Origin of the sequence: Flavobacterium sp. LAR06 (genome assembly GCF_041946075.1) — a bacterium.
Taxonomy (GTDB): domain Bacteria; phylum Bacteroidota; class Bacteroidia; order Flavobacteriales; family Flavobacteriaceae; genus Flavobacterium.
Window position 1 is genome coordinate 1 of record NZ_JAUTYT010000018.1, and the last position, 19,612, is coordinate 19,612.

The following is a 19,612-nucleotide window of genomic DNA, read 5'->3' on the forward strand; positions in this document are numbered from 1 at the left end:
AAAGGAGCAGAAAACTTTTAGCTTCTGCTCCTTTTAATTAACAATTTATTCGCGAAAAGACTTTTTCAGTGTCCTCACTTTTGTGAACGCTTTTTTTTTGAATTACTCCATTTCATCCTCAACCACTTCCTCATCTTCAAAAATCAAATCATTTGACGAGAAATCTAATATTTCTGATTTCGAAGCATAGTTCACAATTTCTTTTATCCCTTTCTGCAGAAGCAGTTCTGTCGTGTATTTTCGACTTGTAGCAAAATGCAACTCACCCAACATCAATTTAAAAAAATACTTTCCCCCAGAGCCTTTAAACTTTAAAAACTTAGCCTGTTCAATATTCACTTTAAATTTCTCAATATCCTCCTCACACTCAAATTTCAATTCATAACTCAAACTAGTAAAAATCACTTTCCCTTTCCTGGAAGTAAACACAAATTTATACTCATCATTAAATCGCCTGCTAATTACGAAAGCACCCATTTATTAATTTTAGATTTTAGATTGTTGATTTCAGCCCCGATAGCTGCCGGAATAGATTCTTAGATTCTTGTCAAATAAATTCTCTTCGCAAATTTATTTTCAGCGCGTGAATTTACACAATAAAAAAAGCCTCTTCAAAAGAAGAGGCTTTAGTACTCAGAGCGGGACTTGAACCCGCACGAACATTGCTGTTCACTGGATTTTAAGTCCAGCGTGTCTACCAATTTCACCATCCGAGCATTATATGATTTTGAGCGAAAAACGGGGCTCGAACCCGCGACCTCGACCTTGGCAAGGTCGCGCTCTACCAACTGAGCTATTTTCGCGTTTCAAATTCTTGTAAGAACTACAATACTTGACTTGTTCTGTATTGCGAGTGCAAATTTAGGACATTTATTCAATTATACAAGCCTTTTTTGAAAAAAAATAATACTTATTTTATAACCTTCTGATAACCTAAACTTTAAATCTGAAATTTATTTCTTAACGATCATCCTTTTAATCTCATTGAGTTTCATCAGGGCTTCAACCGGTGTGATCGAGTTTATATCAAGACTTAAGATCTCTTCTTTAATCTCTTCCAACAAAGGATCGTCCAAATTAAAGAAGCTCATCTGCATTTCATCATTAGCCGATTTGATTCCGTTTAAGGCATCGCTTGAATGATTTTTCTCTAACTTCTTTAAAAGTTTTTGCGCTTTCAAAATTACAGTCTGTGGCATTCCAGCCATTTTAGCGACGTGAATTCCAAAACTATGTGCACTTCCTCCTTTTACCAGCTTACGAACAAAAAGAACAGTATCTTTTAATTCTTTAACTGCAACGTTATAATTCTGAATTCTCGGAAGTGATTCTGTCATTTCATTCAATTCATGATAATGCGTTGCAAACAATGTTTTTGCTCTTCCCGGATGTTCGTGTAAAAATTCGGCAATAGCCCAGGCAATCGAGATTCCGTCATAGGTACTCGTTCCTCTTCCAATTTCATCCAATAAAACTAAACTTCTGTCTGAAATATTATTCAAAATAGAAGCGGTTTCATTCATCTCCACCATGAAAGTAGATTCTCCCATCGAAATATTATCAGAAGCTCCTACCCTTGTAAAAATTTTATCTACAATTCCCATTCTAACACTATCCGCCGGGACAAAACTCCCCATTTGAGCCAACAATACAATTAAGGCCGTTTGTCTCAAAATAGCAGATTTACCAGACATATTCGGACCCGTAATCATAATAAGCTGTTGCGTTTCTCTATCTAAATAAACATCATTGGCGATGTATGGCGTTCCCACCGGCAATTGTTTTTCAATAACAGGATGCCTTCCGTTTTTAATATCCAATTCGAAAGTTTCATCAATTTCCGGACATACATATTTATTCTCAACCGCTAATTGTGTGAATGAACATAAACAATCTAATTGCGCCACTAAGTTAGCATTCATTTGAACCGGCTTAATATAAGTCGCAATCCAGGCTACCAATTGCTCAAAAAGATCGGTTTCAATTTTATGGATTCTTTCTTCGGCTCCTAAAATCTTGGTTTCGTATTCTTTTAATTCTTCTGTAATGTAACGTTCCGCATTCACTAAAGTTTGCTTACGAATCCATTCTGAAGGCACTTTATCTTTATGTGTATTTCGAACTTCGATATAATACCCAAAAACGTTGTTGAAAGATATTTTTAAAGAAGAAATCCCAGTTCGTTCTGATTCTCTTTTTTCAATCCCATCTAAATATTCTTTGCCGGAAGTTGAAATCGCACGCAATTCGTCAAGTTCTTCACTAATTCCTTTTGCAATAGCATTTCCTTTTGCAATAGCAACCGGCGCATCCTGATTTAAAGTTACTTTGATTTTTTCTCTTAATAAATCGCAGGCATGCAGACTGTCTCCAATAACCTTTACAGCTTCTTGCGGACTTTGCAATGCTAAAGTTTTAATTGGAATAATCGCATCCAGAGATTCTTTCAAATAAACAATTTCACGTGGTGAAACTTTCCCTGCCGCGATTTTAGAAATCAAACGTTCTAAATCTGAAATTTGTTTGATTTGATATTGAATATTATGTAAAACCTCAGGATTTGATTTCAAATACGAAACCACATCATGACGGCCTTTTATTTTATTACTGTCTTTTAACGGTAAAGCCAGCCAACGTTTCAACAAACGTCCACCCATTGGCGAAAGCGTTCTGTCAATTACATCTAAAAGCGTTACAGCATTCGGATTATAACTATGGTATAATTCTAAGTTTCGAATTGTGAATCGATCCATCCAAACATACGCATCTTCAGCAATACGCTGGATTGCCGTAATATGTTGTACACGATTATGCTGAGTTTCGGATAAATAATACAAAATCGCTCCGGAAGCTATTATTCCTTCTTTTAATTCTTCGACTCCAAAACCTTTTAAAGAAACGGTTTGAAAGTGTTTCGTTAAAGTTTCTAAAGCATAATCTTCTTTATAAATCCAGTCTTCTAGATAAAAACTATGAAAATCGTCTCCAAAAGCAGCTTTAAAATCGCCTTTGTTATTCTTCGGAACTAAAACTTCGCTCGGATTAAAATTCTGCAAAAGTTTATCAATATATTCTGCATTTCCCTGAGCCGTTAAAAATTCTCCTGTTGAAACATCCAAAAAGGAAATCCCGATATTTTTATTAGCAAAATAAACTGATGCTAAAAAGTTATTTGATTTAGATTGTAAAACCTCATCATTTAAAGAAACTCCCGGAGTTACCAATTCAGTAACACCACGTTTTACAATAGTTTTAGTCATTTTTGGATCTTCAAGCTGATCGCAAATGGCAACACGAAGTCCGGCTTTGACTAATTTTGGCAAATACGTATTAATAGAATGATGCGGAAAACCAGCCAAGGCTGTCTCCGTTTCAGAACCCGCCCCTCTTTTGGTTAATGTTATTCCAAGAATTTTAGAAGCTCTAATGGCGTCTTCTCCAAAGGTTTCATAAAAATCACCTACTCTGAAAAGCAGACATGCATCAGGATATTTTCTCTTGATTTCGTTATACTGTTTCATTAAGGGTGTTTCTTTCACCACTTTCTCTTTCGCTGCCAAATTGTAATGTTTTTAAATGAAAATTTATGACAGCGAATTTATAATATTTTGGCGGCATATAGAAGAGCTTCAAAAATTAAAATATTTTTAAGATTTTTTTGATTAGAGATATTAGAATTTTCTATAGATTTGTTCATAATTAAAACAAAGACTCTTAAAGATGAAAAAAATAATTTTATTTGTTATGATAGCTGTAGTTGGAATTACAGCTTCAAACGCTCAAACTGCTAAAAAAGCCAAAGTTGCTAAAGTTCAAGGAGCAGGAATGGTTTTTGAAAACGAAACAATCGATTACGGAACTATCGCTCACAATGCTGATGGTAACCGTCAGTTTGTTTTTGTAAACAACGGAACAAAACCATTAATCATTACAAATACACAAGGATCTTGTGGTTGTACTGTACCTACAACACCAAAAGAGCCAATCGCTCCAGGTGCTAAAGGAATTATTGGAGTAAAATATGCTACTGACAGAGTTGGTGCTTTTACAAAAACAGTAACTGTTACTTCTAATGCTGAAGGACAACCTACAAAAGTACTTACTATTAAAGGTACTGTTTTACCAGACCCGGTAAAAAGCTAATCTGAAAAGAAAATAAAATAATCGAAAAAGCTTCCTTATCTTTGGAAGCTTTTTTTATGACCTGAATACAACACCAATGAGAAAACTTGAAAACAGCGAACTGGATCGCAAATCGATTGAAGATTTTAAAAAATCAGAAAAAACACCTCTTATAATAGTTTTGGATGACATTCGCAGTTTGCACAATATTGGTTCTGTATTTAGAACTTCTGATGCCTTTTTGGTTGAAAAAATCATTTTATGCGGTATCACAGCGACTCCTCCAAACAAAGAGATTCACAAAACCGCTCTTGGCGCTACAGAAACAGTAGCCTGGGAACATCATGAAAATGTTTTGGAAGTTATTGAAAACCTAAAAAAAGAAAATGTAATGACACTTGCCATTGAACAAGTTGAAAGCTCTGTTTTTCTTCAGGATTTCAAAGTAACTAAAAATCAAAAATATGCCTTAGTTTTTGGTAATGAAGTGTACGGTGTTTCGCAAGAAGCTGTTGCCATCTGTGACGGCTGTATTGAAATTCCGCAATTAGGCACCAAACACTCCTTAAACATTGCTGTTAGTGCCGGAATTGTAGTTTGGGATTTATTCCAGAAATTAAACTGGCCAAGTGCAGATTAAAATGTTATTTTTCAACATATCTCACCTATAAATGTTAGAAATTGAAATATATTTTTTTATTATTATAAAATTGATACTTTTATAAAATGAAAACTATCAATTTCTTTAAAATAACCATATTATTTTCTTTGTTGTTATCCAGCTTTTCTGGATTTTCACAATATACTTCAATTCCTGATTCAAATTTTGAACAAGCTCTGATTAATTTAGGCATCGATAGTGGTGTTATTGACGGTCAAGTTTTGACAACAAGTATAAATAGTGTTAAAAGTTTAGAAATTCGTTACCAAAATATTTCTAATTTATCCGGAATTGAAGGCTTTTCAGAATTAGAAACTTTGATTTGCAATAACAATAATTTAACTGCGTTAGATTTCTCTAAAAATTCAAAACTAAATTATTTAGACTGTAGTGGTAATAAATTAACCAGCTTAAATGTTTCAGAAAATTACAATTTAAATCTTTTAAATTGTAATCAAAATAATTTAAGCGCTATAGACATTGCAAAAAATCTAGCATTAAAAAGTTTGGGTTGCAGTTACAATCAATTAAAAACCTTAAATGTTTCAAAAAATACAGCCCTAGAGATATTTTATTGTACATTCAACCAAATAACAAGTTTAGACACCTCTAATAACACAAACTTAAACATATTTGTTTGCTATAACAATCAATTAACTGATTTAGATATTTCAAAAAATCTAAACTTAAATATGTTTTCTTGCTCAAATAACCACATCACCACTTTAGACATATCTAAAAATACAGGTATAAATTCATTTAGCTGTGACAATAACAATCTGAGTAGCTTAAGCGTAAAAAACGGTATTAATAATTACATGCTAGCTATTGATCTTACTTCAAATCCTAATTTAAGTTGCATAGAAGTAGATAACGCAAATTATTCTAATATAAACTGGTCAACGTATAAAGATGCTTCGGCGACATATTCAAACAATTGTAACAAAGCCACAGTAACAACAGCCCCCATAATTAAAGCAACCGGAAATCAATTATACTGTCCTTTAACCGCTATAAATATTGTAACATCGTTTACCATTTCTCACGATCCCGCAGAACTTGGAACAAAAGCTGTTTACATTCAGATTTCTTCAGGTTACTCTAGTGGTCTTGATAAAATAGAAATTCAAAATCCTGCCGCACATCCATCAATTGTACAAGGTTGGTATCCTAATGAAGGAAAACTAGTATTATCAAGTCCAACCGGAGGAGATGTTTTATATTCTGATTTGGAAGCTGCAATTAAAGATGTGGTCTTCTCTAATTCTTCTCCTACAGCCTCGGGAACCAGAACCTTTTCCATAACAGTTGGTCAAGCCAATTATCTGCCTTCTACAGGGCATTATTATTTATACGTCCCGAGTATTGGTATATCCTGGACCGCAGCAAAAGCAGCAGCTGAGACAAGTAGTTATTACGGCCTAAAAGGTTATCTGGCAACTCTTTTATCAGCTGATGAAGCCAAGTTAAGTGGAGAACAAGCCTCAGGAACGGGCTGGATTGGAGGAAGTGACCAAGAAACAGAAGGAACCTGGAAATGGGTTACAGGCCCTGAAGCGGGAACAGTAATGTCTTATGCTTTCTGGAATAATGGCGAACCAAATAATCTAGGAGACGAAGATTATGCTCATATTACACAGCCTGGAGTCGGCATTAAAGGTTCTTGGAATGATTTATCAAATTCCGGAGATGTAAGTGGCAACTACCAACCCAAAGGTTATGTTGTTGAATATGGTGGATCCGCTGGCGAACTTCCTTTAGAAATAGCAGCAAGTACTAAAATTACAATTCCTGTAGCAACTCCAGATCCAAATCCTGCTCCAATGTGCGATTCAGGAAGCTTTAATTTTACTGCTACAGCAACAACAGGAGCGACAATTAGTTGGTACGATCAGGCAACCGGAGGGACTGCAATTCATACTGGACCTTCTTTTGTAACACCACCAATAAGCACAACCACAACTTATTATGTAGATGCAGGATGCGATTCTAATAGAAAGTCAGTGACTGCAACAATCAACCACACACCAACTGCACCTATCGCAGTTAAATCAACCTATAGTAATTGCGGTCCCGGACCAGTAACTATTGAAGCCAGTGCAAACATTGGTGAAATAAATTGGTTTCAGGAAGCTATTGGAGGTACAAGTTTACATTCAGGTCAAAGCTACACTCCAACCGTTTCTTCAAATACGACATATTATGCCGAAGCTTCAAATGGTCTTTGTGCTTACGATACCCGAACACCGGTAAATATTGAAATTCATGCTCTTCCTGTTGTTACTAATGAAACACTTCCTTTGTGCCAGGGACAAACAATTATATTAGATGCAGGAATAGCGGGTATGACTTATTTGTGGTCTACCGGAGAAGCTTCTCAAACAATTCCTGTAGATAAAGGAGGAACTTATACTGTTGTTGTTACGAATCCTCAAAACTGCTCTAGTACAAAAACAATTACGGTCAATGAAAACCTGGTTCCTCAAATAAATCATATCGATGTAAACGGAACAACAGTGACTATTAAACTTGTGAAAGAAGAAGACTATTTTGAATATTCTGTTGACGGAAGTAATTTTCAAGCTTCTAACGTCTTTTACGATGTTCCAGGTGGTTTACATAACGCTTATGTAAGGGATAAAACGGGTTGTCCAGGAGGAAATCCAAAATCTTTTGTTGTACTTGTTTTCCCAGCGTACTTTACTCCGAATAACGACACTTTTCATGATGTCTGGGAGGTAACCGGAATAGAAAATTACCCGCAAGCGCAAGTTACTATCTTTGACCGATATGGAAAATTGCTAGCCCAATTAACTGCCTCTAAAATGAGTTGGGATGGTACTTTCAACGAAGTCGCCCTACCCGCTTCTGATTATTGGTATGCATTAAAAATTGACGATACACAACCTGTTTTGAGAGGACATTTTTCTTTAAAAAGATGATGCCAATTAGATAATGTGTCAATTTGATAATTAGATAATGACGTGCAATACTATAAAAAACAATTATATAATTTTCTTATTGGCACATTGACACATTATCCTATTTTCTTCTGAATTTCATTCAATATGAAAAGATAATCTTCGTGTCTTTTTACAAAATCACGATCAGAGACATCAATGATTAAAACATTCAGATCTGTTTGAGATTTAATATAATCCAAATATCCATTATTGATTTTATCCAAATAGGCTGCTTCGATATTCTGCTCGTAATTTCTACCGCGCTTTTTGATGTTTTGAAGTAAACGTTCTGTATTTTGATATAAATAGATATACAAATCAGGCTTTGGCATTTCTTTATAAATAATATCGAAGAGGTTTCTATACAAACGATATTCATCTTCTGCCAATGTAATTTTGGCAAAAATCAGTGATTTAAAAATATGGTAATCTGCTACGACAAAATCTTTAAACAAATCAAACTGCGCTAAATCATCTGATAATTGCTGATAGCGATCTGCCAAAAAAGACATCTCAAGCGGAAAAGCATATCGATTTTGATCTTTGTAAAATTTAGGCAAGAAAGGATTATCCGCAAAACGTTCCAAAACTGTTTTAGCATTAAAATCGTCAGCAATTTTATTTACCAAAGTTGTTTTTCCAGCACCGATATTTCCTTCAAAAGCAATATAATTAAACTTTTCCAACGGAATTTCCTGCAAAGGATTTTTCAAGTCCTGAACAACTGTACAAATACTGTCATCTGTTGTAACCGCAATTAATTCAGAAACAGATTTTTGAAAAATAGGATGTTTCCAGTTTAATTTTAAATTCTGCATGGGCATTAATACAAATTTTCTGTTCTGCATTAATGGGTGCGGAACCTGGAGTTTCTCTGAATCAATAATTTCATCATCAAAAACAATCAAATCAACATCTATAATTCGGGATTGATAACCTTGCTGATTAGAACGAATACGGCCTAACTGTTTTTCTACTTTTAAAATCTGATTTAATATCTTATGTGCAGATGAAGTACTATGCAGCAACAAGGCACAATTATAGAAAGCATCACTTTCAAATCCCCAGGCAGGGGTTTCATATAGCTTTGAAACCTGAATAACCGTTCCTACTTCCTGATGTATCAGAGCGATACAACTTTCAATATTTTCTAACCGATTTCCCTGGTTACTGCCGATAGATAAAACGATTTGATGCTGTGACTTCATAATGCAAATTAACTAAAACTATTTCAGAATTACTCACATTATTTACTTCAAGAATCAGAAGTTTGTAATTATTTCAAACTCTTTTTTTATCCTTTTTCTACAGAAACCTTTCTTAAAAAAAACGTACTTAATCTAAAAATAACATATCTTTATTTTAGAGAATTTAAAAATGTATAAACTTCAACTATTTTATAAATCATGTAAGAGCGTTACCCGTGATTTAGATTATATTTGTAACAAACCAACCGTTTTTGCGACTTATTAAAAAAATATAATTATGAAGTTTTTAGGAAATGTAATTGCCACAGTGATTGGTATTTTTGTATTCATTATGTTATTCTTCTTCGGAGTAATCCTTATTGGGGCTATTTTTGGCGGAGATGATAAGGTTTCCGTTAAAAATGATTCGGTTATCGAATTGGACCTAAAAAAAATACAAAACGATTACGCCGGAAAATATAAAGACCCTTGGGTAACTGTTTTTTCTGATCAGGAGGGAGTTGGTTTAAGCGATGTTATCAACGCTATCGAAGCTGCAAAGACAGACGACAATATTAAGGGAATTTCGATCTTAAACGACGAATCTTCATTAGGATTAGCGCAATATAAAGATTTGAGAAACGCACTTGAAAGTTTCAAGAAATCAGGAAAATTTGTGTGGGCTTACGCCAATACTTATTCTCAAAAAGAATATTACCTGAACTCCGTTGCTAATACTATTTATTTGAATCCCGCTGGAGATTTAGATTTCAAAGGACTTTCTTCTGAGGTCATGTTTTTTAAAGATTTTCAGGACAAATCAGGTATTCATATGGAAGTGATTCGTCACGGAAAATATAAAAGTGCTGTTGAACCGTTTTTAGAAAATAAAATGAGTGATGCCAACCGAGAACAGGTTACTGCTCTTTTGAATTCTATCTGGACAACTGTTTCTACTGATATATCAAAAAGCCGAAATATTCCGCTTCCGAAATTAAATGAAATAGCAAATGGTTTATTGGCCAGAACTCCGGAAATGGCTAAAAAACAAGGTTTAGTTGACATTGTTGCGTACGAAGATGTTTATCACAATGCTATCAAAAAAGTGTTAAAAGTAACGGGTGATGATGACTATAACAAAATTTCGATTTTAGATTATACTCAAAATAATGTTACTACTGCTTTGACCAATACAGCAAGCGACAAAATCGCAATTATTTATGCACAAGGCGAAATTACAGGCGGAGAAGGCGATGTTAATGTAATTGGAGAAGGTGCAATGCGTCGTTCTCTACAAGAAGCCAGAAAAGATGATGATGTAAAAGCAATTGTACTACGAATTGACAGTCCTGGAGGAAGTGCCTTAACTTCTGACCTGATCTGGAGAGAAATTGAAGTAACTAAAAAAGTAAAACCGGTAGTAGTTTCTATGGGTAATTATGCTGCTTCGGGCGGTTATTATATTGCTTGTAATGCCAACAAAATTTTTGCTGAAAGCAATACTATTACTGGATCTATTGGCGTTTTTGGAATTTTACCAAATTTTTCACCATTGGCGACTAAATTAGGTATCAACACAGAACAAGTAAAAACGCATGAGAATTCGGCAAATTATAGTCCATTTGTTCCTGTTGATGAAAAGTTTAAAGCTTTTACTCTTGAAGGTGTTGAGCATATCTATAACACTTTTGTAACACATGTTGCTGAAGGACGAAAAATGACATTTGCGCAAGTAGACGCGATTGCACAAGGAAGAGTTTGGTCTGGAAGCGAGGCATTAAAAATTGGTTTGGTTGATAAAATTGGAGGACTGAAGGACGCTATTGCAGAAGCTGCAAAAATTGCAAAAATAAAATCATACAGTACACAGAATTATCCTGAATATGAAAAAACCTTTGGTGATCTTTTAGCAAATCTGCCTTTTGCACAATCTAAAGAAGCCTTCATAAAAGAAGAAATTGGCGAAGAAAACTATCTTTTGATTGAACAGGTAAAAAGATTTCAGAGACAACAAGGCGTTCAGGCAATGCTCCCTTTCGGAATAAATATTAAGTAATTCCATTCACAAAAAATGAAAAAGATATTGCTGTTTATTAGTGTTTTATTCTTGAGTTTTGTAAACGCTCAGGATAAAAATACAGTTGCTTTTAAAGAAGCTGCGATAGTTTTAAAAATTAATACAGACCAACTTTTTGGGACCTTAACAACACCCAATTTAACAAAGAAATATCCCGTTGCTTTAATTATTGCCGGTTCTGGGCCAACAGACCGAAATGGCAATAATCCAATGATGAAAAACAATTCATTGAAGATGCTGGCTGAAGTTTTGGCTAAAAATGGAATTGCATCATTAAGATATGATAAAAGAGGAATTGGTGAAAGTAAAACTTCTGCTATTTCAGAGCAAAGTTTGGTTTTTGAAAATTATACAGAAGATGCAAAAAGCTGGATTAATTTATTGAAACAAGACAAACGTTTTTCAGAAGTTGTGATTATCGGTCATAGCGAAGGTTCTTTAATTGGAATGATTGCCGGAGCAAAAGCAAATAAATTTATTTCTATTGCTGGCCCGGGAGAATCTGCGGATAAACTTATCAAAACGCAAATCGCATCAAAATCTAATAAACAAATCGAGGATATGACTTTCCCGATTATTGATAGTTTGAAAAGTGGAAATCAGGTCAAAAAAATAGACCCAATGCTTAACGCTCTTTTTAGACCTAGCATTCAGCCTTATTTAATTTCATGGTTTAAATACAATCCGCAAGTAGAAATTAAAAAATTAAACGTACCGATTTTAATTGTTCAGGGAAACAACGATTTGCAAGTAACGGTAAAAGATGCTGAAACTTTATCTCAGGCAAATAAAAATGCAGAACTACTAATTGTAGATAAAATGAATCATGTGATGAAAATTGTTGAAGGTGATAAACAAGCCAATTTAGACAGTTATAACAACGAAACTTTACCTCTTTCTGAAGTCATGACCAGTAAGATTGTTTCATTCATTAAAAAATAATTGAAAATCATAAAACCATTAAAAATCCGTTTGATATATATAGTCAAACGGATTTTTTAATTTTAACAGCTATTAAATATATTCTTACATTATTGTGAAAAAATTATTACTAAACTCATATAAAAAAAATTATTTTTGCAACCAGTTAATAGCAACGTAAACCCTCAAATCTATAAATAATTATGCTTAAGAAAATTTTAAAGATTACCGCCATTGTTCTTGTGGTATTTGTTGCGGCATTATTTGCCATCCCCTATTTTTTTAAAGATCAGATAAAAGCGAAAATTGCAGAAGCCATCAACGAAAGTGTAGATGCTAAGGTAAGTTTTGCTGATGCCGATTTAAGTTTATTTAAAAATTTCCCAAATGCTACCGTTGGAATTGAAAAATTAGTCATTATCAACAAAGCTCCTTTTGAAGGAGACACTTTGGTTTCATTAGGCGAATTGAACCTTAAAATGAGTATCAAAGAAATCTTTAAAGGAAAAGAAGAACCTTTGAACATTCAGGGAATAACTTCTGAGAATGGATTAATCAATATTATCTTTAATAAAGATGGCATTGGGAATTTTGACATTGCTTTGAAAGATAAAAAAGAAGATACTAAAGATGAAAAAAGCAAACCGCTTTCTTTAAAAATTCAGAACTACAAAATCGAGAATTTCACGTTCAGATATATTGATCAGGGTTCTAAAATTAAGATGGTAATTGATAGTTTAAATCACGAAGGAACTGGAGATTTTACTAATTCAAAACTGGATTTAACCACGAAATCTACCGCAAAAGTATCTTTGGATATGGATAAAATCAATTACATGAAAAATGTAAAACTGACTTTAGACGCTGTTTTAGGAATTGATTTAGAGCAAAGCAAATACACTTTTAAAGAAAACAAAGCTTTGATCAATCAGTTGCCTTTAGAATTTGACGGATTTATTCAGATGGTTGATGCCGGTCAGATTTATGATTTGAAATTTAAAACTCCAACTTCATCTTTTACTAACTTCCTAGGTTTGATTCCTTCGGCTTATGCAGCTGGTTTAGATGGTGTAAAAACAACCGGAGACTTTACTGTTGTTGGTTTTGCAAAAGGACAATTAACCGATACTACTGTTCCAAAATTCAATATTGCTATTGCTTCTAATAATGCTTCGTTTCAATATCCGAACTTGCCAAAATCAGTTCAGAATATTGTAATTGACACTAAAATCATAAATGAAACCGGAATTCTAAATGATACCTATGTCAATTTAGATAAACTTTCATTCCGTATCGATCAGGATGTTTTTAATGCAAAAGCGAATATTAAAAACATAACGGTAAATCCATACGTAAATGCCGCCTTAAAAGGAACTATCAATTTAGCAAACCTTTCAAAAGCATATCCAATCAAAATGGACAAACCTTTGGCTGGTATTTTAAAAGCTGATGTTACTACAGAATTTGATATGGCTTCAGTAGAAAAAAGCCAATATCAAAATATCAAAAATGCAGGAACTATGAGTTTATCAGGATTTAAATATACCGATGAAAACAATAAGTCAATGAACATTAGTACGGCTTTAGTTGAATTCAATCCGAGTAAAATCAACCTCAAACAATTTAATGCTACTACTGGAAAATCGGATCTTGCTATTAATGGAGTTTTGGAGAATTTCTACGGTTTTATGTTTAAAAAACAAGAATTGAGAGGAAACTTCAACATGAGTTCAAATCAATTAGCTGTTGACGATTTTATGACTGAAGGTGAACCTGCAACAGAAAAAACTGCAGCAAAACCAACTGAAGCCATGAAGATCCCGGCTTTCTTAAATTGTACATTGAATGCAAAAGCAAATACTGTTTTATATGACAATTTAAAACTAAAAGATGTTTCCGGAAAATTGATTATTAAAGATGAAAAAGCACTTTTAGAAAACTTTAAAACATCTATTTTCGGAGGGACGATTGGTTTAACCGGAGCGGTTTCGACTAAGGAAAAAGTACCAACATTTGACATGAATTTAGGCTTCAATCAGGTTGATATTGCGCAGACATTTACGCAATTAGAAATGATGAAAAAGATTGCTCCTATAGCAGGAATCATCAACGGAAAATTGAATTCGACAATTAAATTAAATGGAAATCTGGATGCTAAAGAATTAACTCCGGACCTGAAATCAATTTCAGGAGATTTATTAGGACAATTACTTTCGACTACCATAAATTCAAAAAATTCGACTTTACTTAATGCTTTAGGTTCAAACATTAAATTCATTGATATGAATAAAGTGAATTTGAATGACATAAAAGCGGCGTTGACTTTTGAGAACGGAAAAGTAAATGTAAAACCATTTGACATCAAATATCAGGACATTAAAATTACGGTAGGCGGAACTCACGGTTTTGACCAAACGATGAATTACAACTTAAAATTAGATGTTCCGGCAAAATATTTAGGAAGCGAAGCAAATGCTTTTATTGCAAAAATGTCTCCTGCAGATCAGGCAAAATTGCAAAACATTCCGATTAACGCTATGCTTACAGGAAACTTTTCGAATCCAAAAGTTTCAACTGATATGAAAAGTGCTGTTAGCAGTTTAGCATCTCAGGTTGCGAATCAGCAAAAGGAAAAATTAACTCAAAAAGGAACATCAGCCCTTAATGATTTGATTAATAAAAACACAAAACCAAAAGATACAACGCAAGCTGCAAAGACAGAAAAAGAGCAAAAGACTCAGGAAACTACAAAAAAAGCAAGCGATTTAATAAATGGTTTGTTTAAGAAGAAAAACTAATCTTTTAATTCTATAAAAAAATCCTGCTCTTGAAAATAACTTTCAAAAGCGGGATTTTTTATTTATAATACAATCTGATTTCTTTAATTCCCTTTATGCAAAATTCGATTTATTGCCTCAATAAATACAGGAAAATCATTTACGTTCGTATCAATACCAATACTGTTGTTTCCGTAAGGTTCATATTTTTTTAACTTCGAAATAGAGAACAAACCAACTGTTGTCGCCTTTGAAGCACTTGATAAATGCATAATTCCACTGTCAGCACCAACAAAAACATCTACATTGGCCAAAACAGAACCAATCTCACGAACATCTTTACTATAAAATGTAGGTGCCTGAAAATTTATTTGAGATACATTTTCTACAGGTAAAACTTCAAATATGTTGTAATCAGGATATTCTTTTTTCAAAATTTTATAAAACTCTTCCCACCATTCTACGCAGTAACATTTATCGCCTGTTGCAAAAGTAAAAATGGCAATTGTTTTTTTCTGCTGGTCGATAATATCATTCAGAATCTTTTTCCCATTTGCAATTTCTTGTTCAGACAATTTTAAATCAATTAGTGCAACTGGTTCTTCTGTATTTTGTATTCCAACCTGGGTTAATGTGTATCGTAGATTATACACAGGATATTTTGCAATATGCTCATAATCTTCATATGGTAATTGGACGTTTTCTGGTAAATCTCCAAAAATCTTATATTTTGCATTTGAAAATTTTACTGCCAAACGACCAGAAGATGAGTTTTGATCAACATTAATTACAACATCATAATTCTGTTTTCGGATTAATGTCCAGACTTTTAAATATTGCACTAATTCCTTAAAAGGCTTTTTAGGCAAAGAAATTATTTTATCGATATTGTCATAATTTTCAAAAACAATTTGAGCTAATGTTCCTTTAACAAATAAATCAATTTTACAATTCGGAAATGTTGTAGTCACTTCCTGAAGTAAAGGTGTTATTAAAAGCAAATTCCCTAATCGTTTATTGGGTCTGCAGATTAATACCCTCTTGATTTTGCTGGTATCAATTGGTCCCTTTTTACTTATACTTGAGTCTCCAATGTTCTTGGTCAGGTTACGCATCAGAAATCTTCTGAATACATTAACTTTTAGTAAGTTACCCATGTGTGGTAATTGTTTTCTTTGACATAATTTTTACAGAAAAAAATATAGATAGCCTTGCTTCAAAAGCGCGAAGCTAGGCTCTTTTTTTTTCTAAAAATATCTTCTTTCAACAAGTAATTATTACAAAATTGTAATCAAATGTATCAACATTCACATCTTAAAGAAAAACAAAATTACGAAAAATACAACTCAAACACCAATATACTAGACAGTTACCTAGTAACAATCGATGAATACCCAATAAAACTAGATGTTTATATCGACAACATAACCTTCTGAACCACGAACATTAAAAACAGTTCCGTCTTCAAAAATTAAATACTGGCCTTTAATTCCAACAAGCTTTCCTCTAAATGTTGGTGTCTTATCCAGATTCAAACTCGCAATTTTTGCAGGGTAACTTACAACCGGATAATTCAATTCATATAAATCATCACTTTTTGTATAAAAATATTCCTGTACTTCTAACGGAAGTAAGCTTTCCACTTTTACCTTTTCAGCAATCAGGTCAAAAGCAATTTCAGTGTCCTGAAGCATTTTTCTCCAATTGGTTTTATCTGTATAATGATTTTTTAGCGCAACCTCTGTTATTCCGGCTAAATATCGATTTGGAACCTCAACAATGGCAATAGCACGCGTTGCACCTTGGTCAATCCAACGTGTTGGAACCTGCGTTTTGCGTGTTACACCTACTTTTATTTCAGTCGACAAGGCCAAATAAACAATATGAGGTTGCAACTGCACCTTTTCCTCATAAGCCAAATCACGATCTGCAATACCTAGATGAGCTGTACTCAACTCGGGTCTCATAATCCAATCACCTACAGCCGGACTTGAATAAAAACAATCGTAACAAAAACCTTGTCTGTAGATTTTTTTCTTTTTACTGCAATTCAAACATTGAAAACCGGTACAATTAATTTCGATTTCCTTATTCAATAACTGATTCATACTAAGAAAACTATCCTCAAAAACCAGATAATATTGAATTGGATTTCCGATTTCTGTTTGCATTTTTGTAAGTACGCCTTGATATTGCATAATATTTTAGATTGCTGGTTTTAGATTTTAGATTTGCTCAGGATAGTGAACTTTTATTGTTAAAATTACACTTTCGAACTGGAATCTTTACTTCAAATAGAATTGTTTTTTACAAAAAAACACTATTTTTGATACAAAGGCAAAGTTAATCTTTGTCTAATGATATTCAAATTTTAAATTCCTGATTTTGATAATAACATAATCAGCAATCTAATCCCGTACCGACTTTTCGGATCAGGACAACAATCTAAAATCTAAAATTATTCATGCCCGTATCAATCATTAACTCTTTCGCATCCTGGGTACTAAAACAAAGGATCCACCAAATAGAACTTTTTCTAAAATACCCGAATGAAGTTCAAGAAGAGCTATTGCATAATTTATTGACCTCCTCTGAAAATACTGTTATCGGAAGAAAATACGATTTTGCCTCTATAAATTCTTACCAGACATTTGCTGAAAGAGTACCAATTGCTACATATGAAGAATTACAGCCTTTAATTGAACGAACACGCCAGGGTGAACAAGGTGTTTTTTGGGAAACACCAATAAAGTGGTTTGCCAAATCAAGCGGAACTACCAATGCTAAAAGTAAATTTATTCCTGTAAGCAGCGAAGCTCTGGAAGATTGTCATTATAAAGGAAGTAAAGATTTACTTTGTTTGTATTTGAATAATAATGAAGATTCTGAGTTGTTTTTAGGGAAAAGTCTTCGTTTAGGCGGAAGCTCTCAGATTTACGAAAACAACAATACTTTTTTCGGAGATTTATCGGCGATCTTGATTGAAAACATGCCTATTTGGGCCGAATTCAGCAGTACGCCAAGCAGCAAAACTTCATTAATGAGCGAATGGGAAACCAAAATTGCTGCCATTATCAATGAGACTAAAAATGAAAATGTAACTAGTTTTGCCGGCGTTCCTTCCTGGATGTTGGTTTTAATGAATAAAGTTCTGGAAGATACAGGAAAAGGAAACCTGCTGGAGCTTTGGCCAAATCTGGAAGTTTACTTTCATGGCGGTGTAAGTTTTTCTCCTTATAAAGAACAATACAAGAAAATCTTGCCAAGCAAAGATTTTAAATACTACGAAATATACAATGCTTCTGAAGGCTTTTTTGCCATTCAGGATTTAAATAATTCCAGCGATCTATTGCTAATGCTCGATTATGGAATATTCTACGAATTTATTCCGATGGATACTTTTGATACTCCAAACCAAAAAGTGATTCGTTTGGCAGATGTTGAGTTGAATAAAAACTACGCAATTGTTATTACGACCAATTCTGGTTTGTGGCGTTATTTAATTGGCGATACTGTTCGTTTCACTTCTTTAAATCCATACCGAATTAGAGTTACCGGAAGAACTAAGCATCACATTAATGTTTTTGGCGAAGAATTAATGGTCGAAAATACCGATCAGGCGATTGCAAAAGCGTGCCAGGTTACTCAGACCGAAGTTGTCGATTATACTGTTGCTCCTATTTTTATGCAGGACAAAGAAAAAGGCGCACACGAATGGATGATCGAATTCAAGAAAAAACCAGCTGATGTTGGTCTCTTCCAAAAAGTTTTGGACGAAACCTTGCAGACTTTAAATTCTGATTACGAAGCCAAACGTTACAACAACATGACATTAAATCCTTTGGTGATTAATGTAGCTCGGGAGAATTTGTTTTATGATTGGCTTAAGGAACGAGATAAATTAGGTGGACAACATAAGATTCCGAGACTTTCGAATCAGAGAGATTATTTGGAGCAGTTGAAGGAGATGTAGCCATTAATATTTGAATTTATGAATAAGGTCTTTATTCTTTTTTTCTTAATTTCTTTTCAAGCATTTTGTCAAACAAAAAATGAATGTATCAAGGTTTTGTTAGATTATAGTAATAATTATGGCAAACCCGAATATACATTTGATTATGTTGATAAACAATTAAATCCCGCATTAACTAAAATTCAAACTATCATTTGTGAAACCAAAGACAAAGAGCTTCTAGAAAAATTTTTAGAAATGATTATAAAATCTTCAGGTTCGGCAAACGAATATCCTGCGGATGTCTTAGGAAGTATTTTTATTTGCAATCCAGAAATCGTAGAAGAACAGTTAAAGGGAAAATTTAAAAACGAAATGGTTTTTGAATATCTAGAGTTTGGTTTTTTGAATGTAACGGCAGATTGGCCTTTTAATGAAAAGAAGAAAAATTTACAAAATAGAATAAATAAAGTTATAGAGTAATTTTCAAAATAAACAACCAAATCAATATGAAAAAGAACTTTAACGAAATGACCACTGAAGAATTAATTAAAACACAGAAATCATTAAAAACGGTAACTTATCTGTTTGGTGTGGTATTACTTCTTTTATTTTGTCTTAATATATTCCTCGTCGCTAATAAAGGTTTTAGCGCTTCTAATGTTATTCCTATTGCATTACTGCCTATTTTCATATTGAATATGAATACCTTAAAAGAAATCAAAAAAGAATTACAATCTCGCGAACAACTGTAAAAGTAATTCCACTGAACTGCATGAGGGATAGAAGTGGAAATCCTTTTTGTTTTTTCTTTAAAAACAGAAAGATTGGAACAGATAGCCCGACCCGGAGGGACATGCCCATAAAAAAACCTTAGCACAATATATTTAGCTAAGTTTTTTTTTATTTTGATTGTCGAGCTACTTGCGAGGATTTCTCCTTTCGACCGAAA

General features: G+C 33.5%; 14 protein-coding genes and 2 tRNA genes. 9 read left to right on the plus strand and 7 right to left on the minus strand.

Annotated features, from left to right (window positions below):
- Positions 1–102 precede the first annotated feature (102 nt).
- The 4 genes from Q7C23_RS20685 to mutS form a co-directional block, all read right to left on the minus strand.
- Positions 103–477, minus strand: coding sequence for a DUF1508 domain-containing protein (locus Q7C23_RS20685; protein WP_375034286.1), 375 nt, complete (start codon positions 475–477; stop codon positions 103–105).
- Between the two features lie 153 nt (positions 478–630).
- Positions 631–716: transfer RNA gene (locus Q7C23_RS20690), tRNA-Leu, on the minus strand.
- Positions 717–730: 14 nt separating this feature from the next.
- Positions 731–803 (minus strand) — tRNA-Gly (locus tag Q7C23_RS20695).
- Between the two features lie 150 nt (positions 804–953).
- Positions 954–3,560 (minus strand): DNA mismatch repair protein MutS, encoded by a 2,607-nt coding sequence (gene mutS / locus Q7C23_RS20700; RefSeq protein ID WP_375034287.1) that lies wholly within the window; start codon positions 3,558–3,560, stop codon positions 954–956.
- Positions 3,561–3,720: 160 nt separating this feature from the next.
- On the opposite strand from mutS, the gene Q7C23_RS20705 reads away from it, so the two are divergent.
- The 3 genes from Q7C23_RS20705 (at position 3,721) to Q7C23_RS20715 (ending at position 7,725) form a co-directional block, all read left to right on the plus strand.
- Complete coding sequence (locus Q7C23_RS20705; RefSeq protein ID WP_375034288.1) at positions 3,721–4,143, plus strand: DUF1573 domain-containing protein; 423 nt, start codon at positions 3,721–3,723, stop codon at positions 4,141–4,143.
- Positions 4,144–4,219: 76 nt separating this feature from the next.
- Entirely contained in the window at positions 4,220–4,762 is a 543-nt protein-coding gene (locus Q7C23_RS20710) for an RNA methyltransferase (protein ID WP_375034289.1), read from the plus strand.
- An 86-nt stretch (positions 4,763–4,848) separates the two neighbouring features.
- Positions 4,849–7,725, plus strand: coding sequence for a T9SS type B sorting domain-containing protein (locus Q7C23_RS20715; RefSeq protein WP_375034290.1), 2,877 nt, complete (start codon positions 4,849–4,851; stop codon positions 7,723–7,725).
- Between the two features lie 95 nt (positions 7,726–7,820).
- Here the strand turns inward: Q7C23_RS20715 and folK are convergent, their stop codons facing one another.
- Positions 7,821–8,954, minus strand: coding sequence for a 2-amino-4-hydroxy-6-hydroxymethyldihydropteridine diphosphokinase (gene folK / locus Q7C23_RS20720; RefSeq protein WP_375034291.1), 1,134 nt, complete (start codon positions 8,952–8,954; stop codon positions 7,821–7,823).
- Positions 8,955–9,231: 277 nt separating this feature from the next.
- On the opposite strand from folK, the gene sppA reads away from it, so the two are divergent.
- The 3 genes from sppA (at position 9,232) to Q7C23_RS20735 (ending at position 14,729) form a co-directional block, all read left to right on the plus strand.
- Complete coding sequence (sppA, locus tag Q7C23_RS20725; RefSeq protein ID WP_375034292.1) at positions 9,232–10,989, plus strand: signal peptide peptidase SppA; 1,758 nt, start codon at positions 9,232–9,234, stop codon at positions 10,987–10,989.
- A gap of 15 nt (positions 10,990–11,004) precedes the next feature.
- A complete protein-coding gene (locus Q7C23_RS20730) occupies positions 11,005–11,952 on the plus strand; it encodes an alpha/beta hydrolase family protein (RefSeq protein ID WP_375034293.1) in 948 nt (315 codons plus the stop codon).
- Positions 11,953–12,134: 182 nt separating this feature from the next.
- Positions 12,135–14,729, plus strand: a complete 2,595-nt coding sequence (locus tag Q7C23_RS20735) for an AsmA-like C-terminal region-containing protein (protein WP_375034294.1) — start codon at positions 12,135–12,137, stop codon at positions 14,727–14,729.
- Between the two features lie 83 nt (positions 14,730–14,812).
- Here Q7C23_RS20735 and Q7C23_RS20740 read toward each other — a convergent pair whose 3' ends face one another.
- Complete coding sequence (locus Q7C23_RS20740) at positions 14,813–15,865, minus strand: glycosyltransferase family 9 protein (protein ID WP_375034295.1); 1,053 nt, start codon at positions 15,863–15,865, stop codon at positions 14,813–14,815.
- 246 nt (positions 15,866–16,111) lie between these two features.
- Complete coding sequence (locus tag Q7C23_RS20745; protein WP_375034296.1) at positions 16,112–16,906, minus strand: DUF2797 domain-containing protein; 795 nt, start codon at positions 16,904–16,906, stop codon at positions 16,112–16,114.
- Positions 16,907–17,172: 266 nt separating this feature from the next.
- Between Q7C23_RS20745 and Q7C23_RS20750 the strand changes: the two genes are divergently transcribed.
- From Q7C23_RS20750 to Q7C23_RS20760, 3 genes are read left to right on the plus strand one after another with little or no spacing between them, the layout of a single operon-like run.
- A complete protein-coding gene (locus tag Q7C23_RS20750) occupies positions 17,173–18,681 on the plus strand; it encodes a GH3 auxin-responsive promoter family protein (protein ID WP_375034297.1) in 1,509 nt (502 codons plus the stop codon).
- Between the two features lie 18 nt (positions 18,682–18,699).
- Entirely contained in the window at positions 18,700–19,143 is a 444-nt protein-coding gene (locus tag Q7C23_RS20755; RefSeq protein ID WP_375034298.1) for a hypothetical protein, read from the plus strand.
- A gap of 26 nt (positions 19,144–19,169) precedes the next feature.
- Entirely contained in the window at positions 19,170–19,415 is a 246-nt protein-coding gene (locus tag Q7C23_RS20760; protein WP_375034299.1) for a redox-active disulfide protein 2, read from the plus strand.
- Positions 19,416–19,612: the final 197 nt, after the last annotated feature.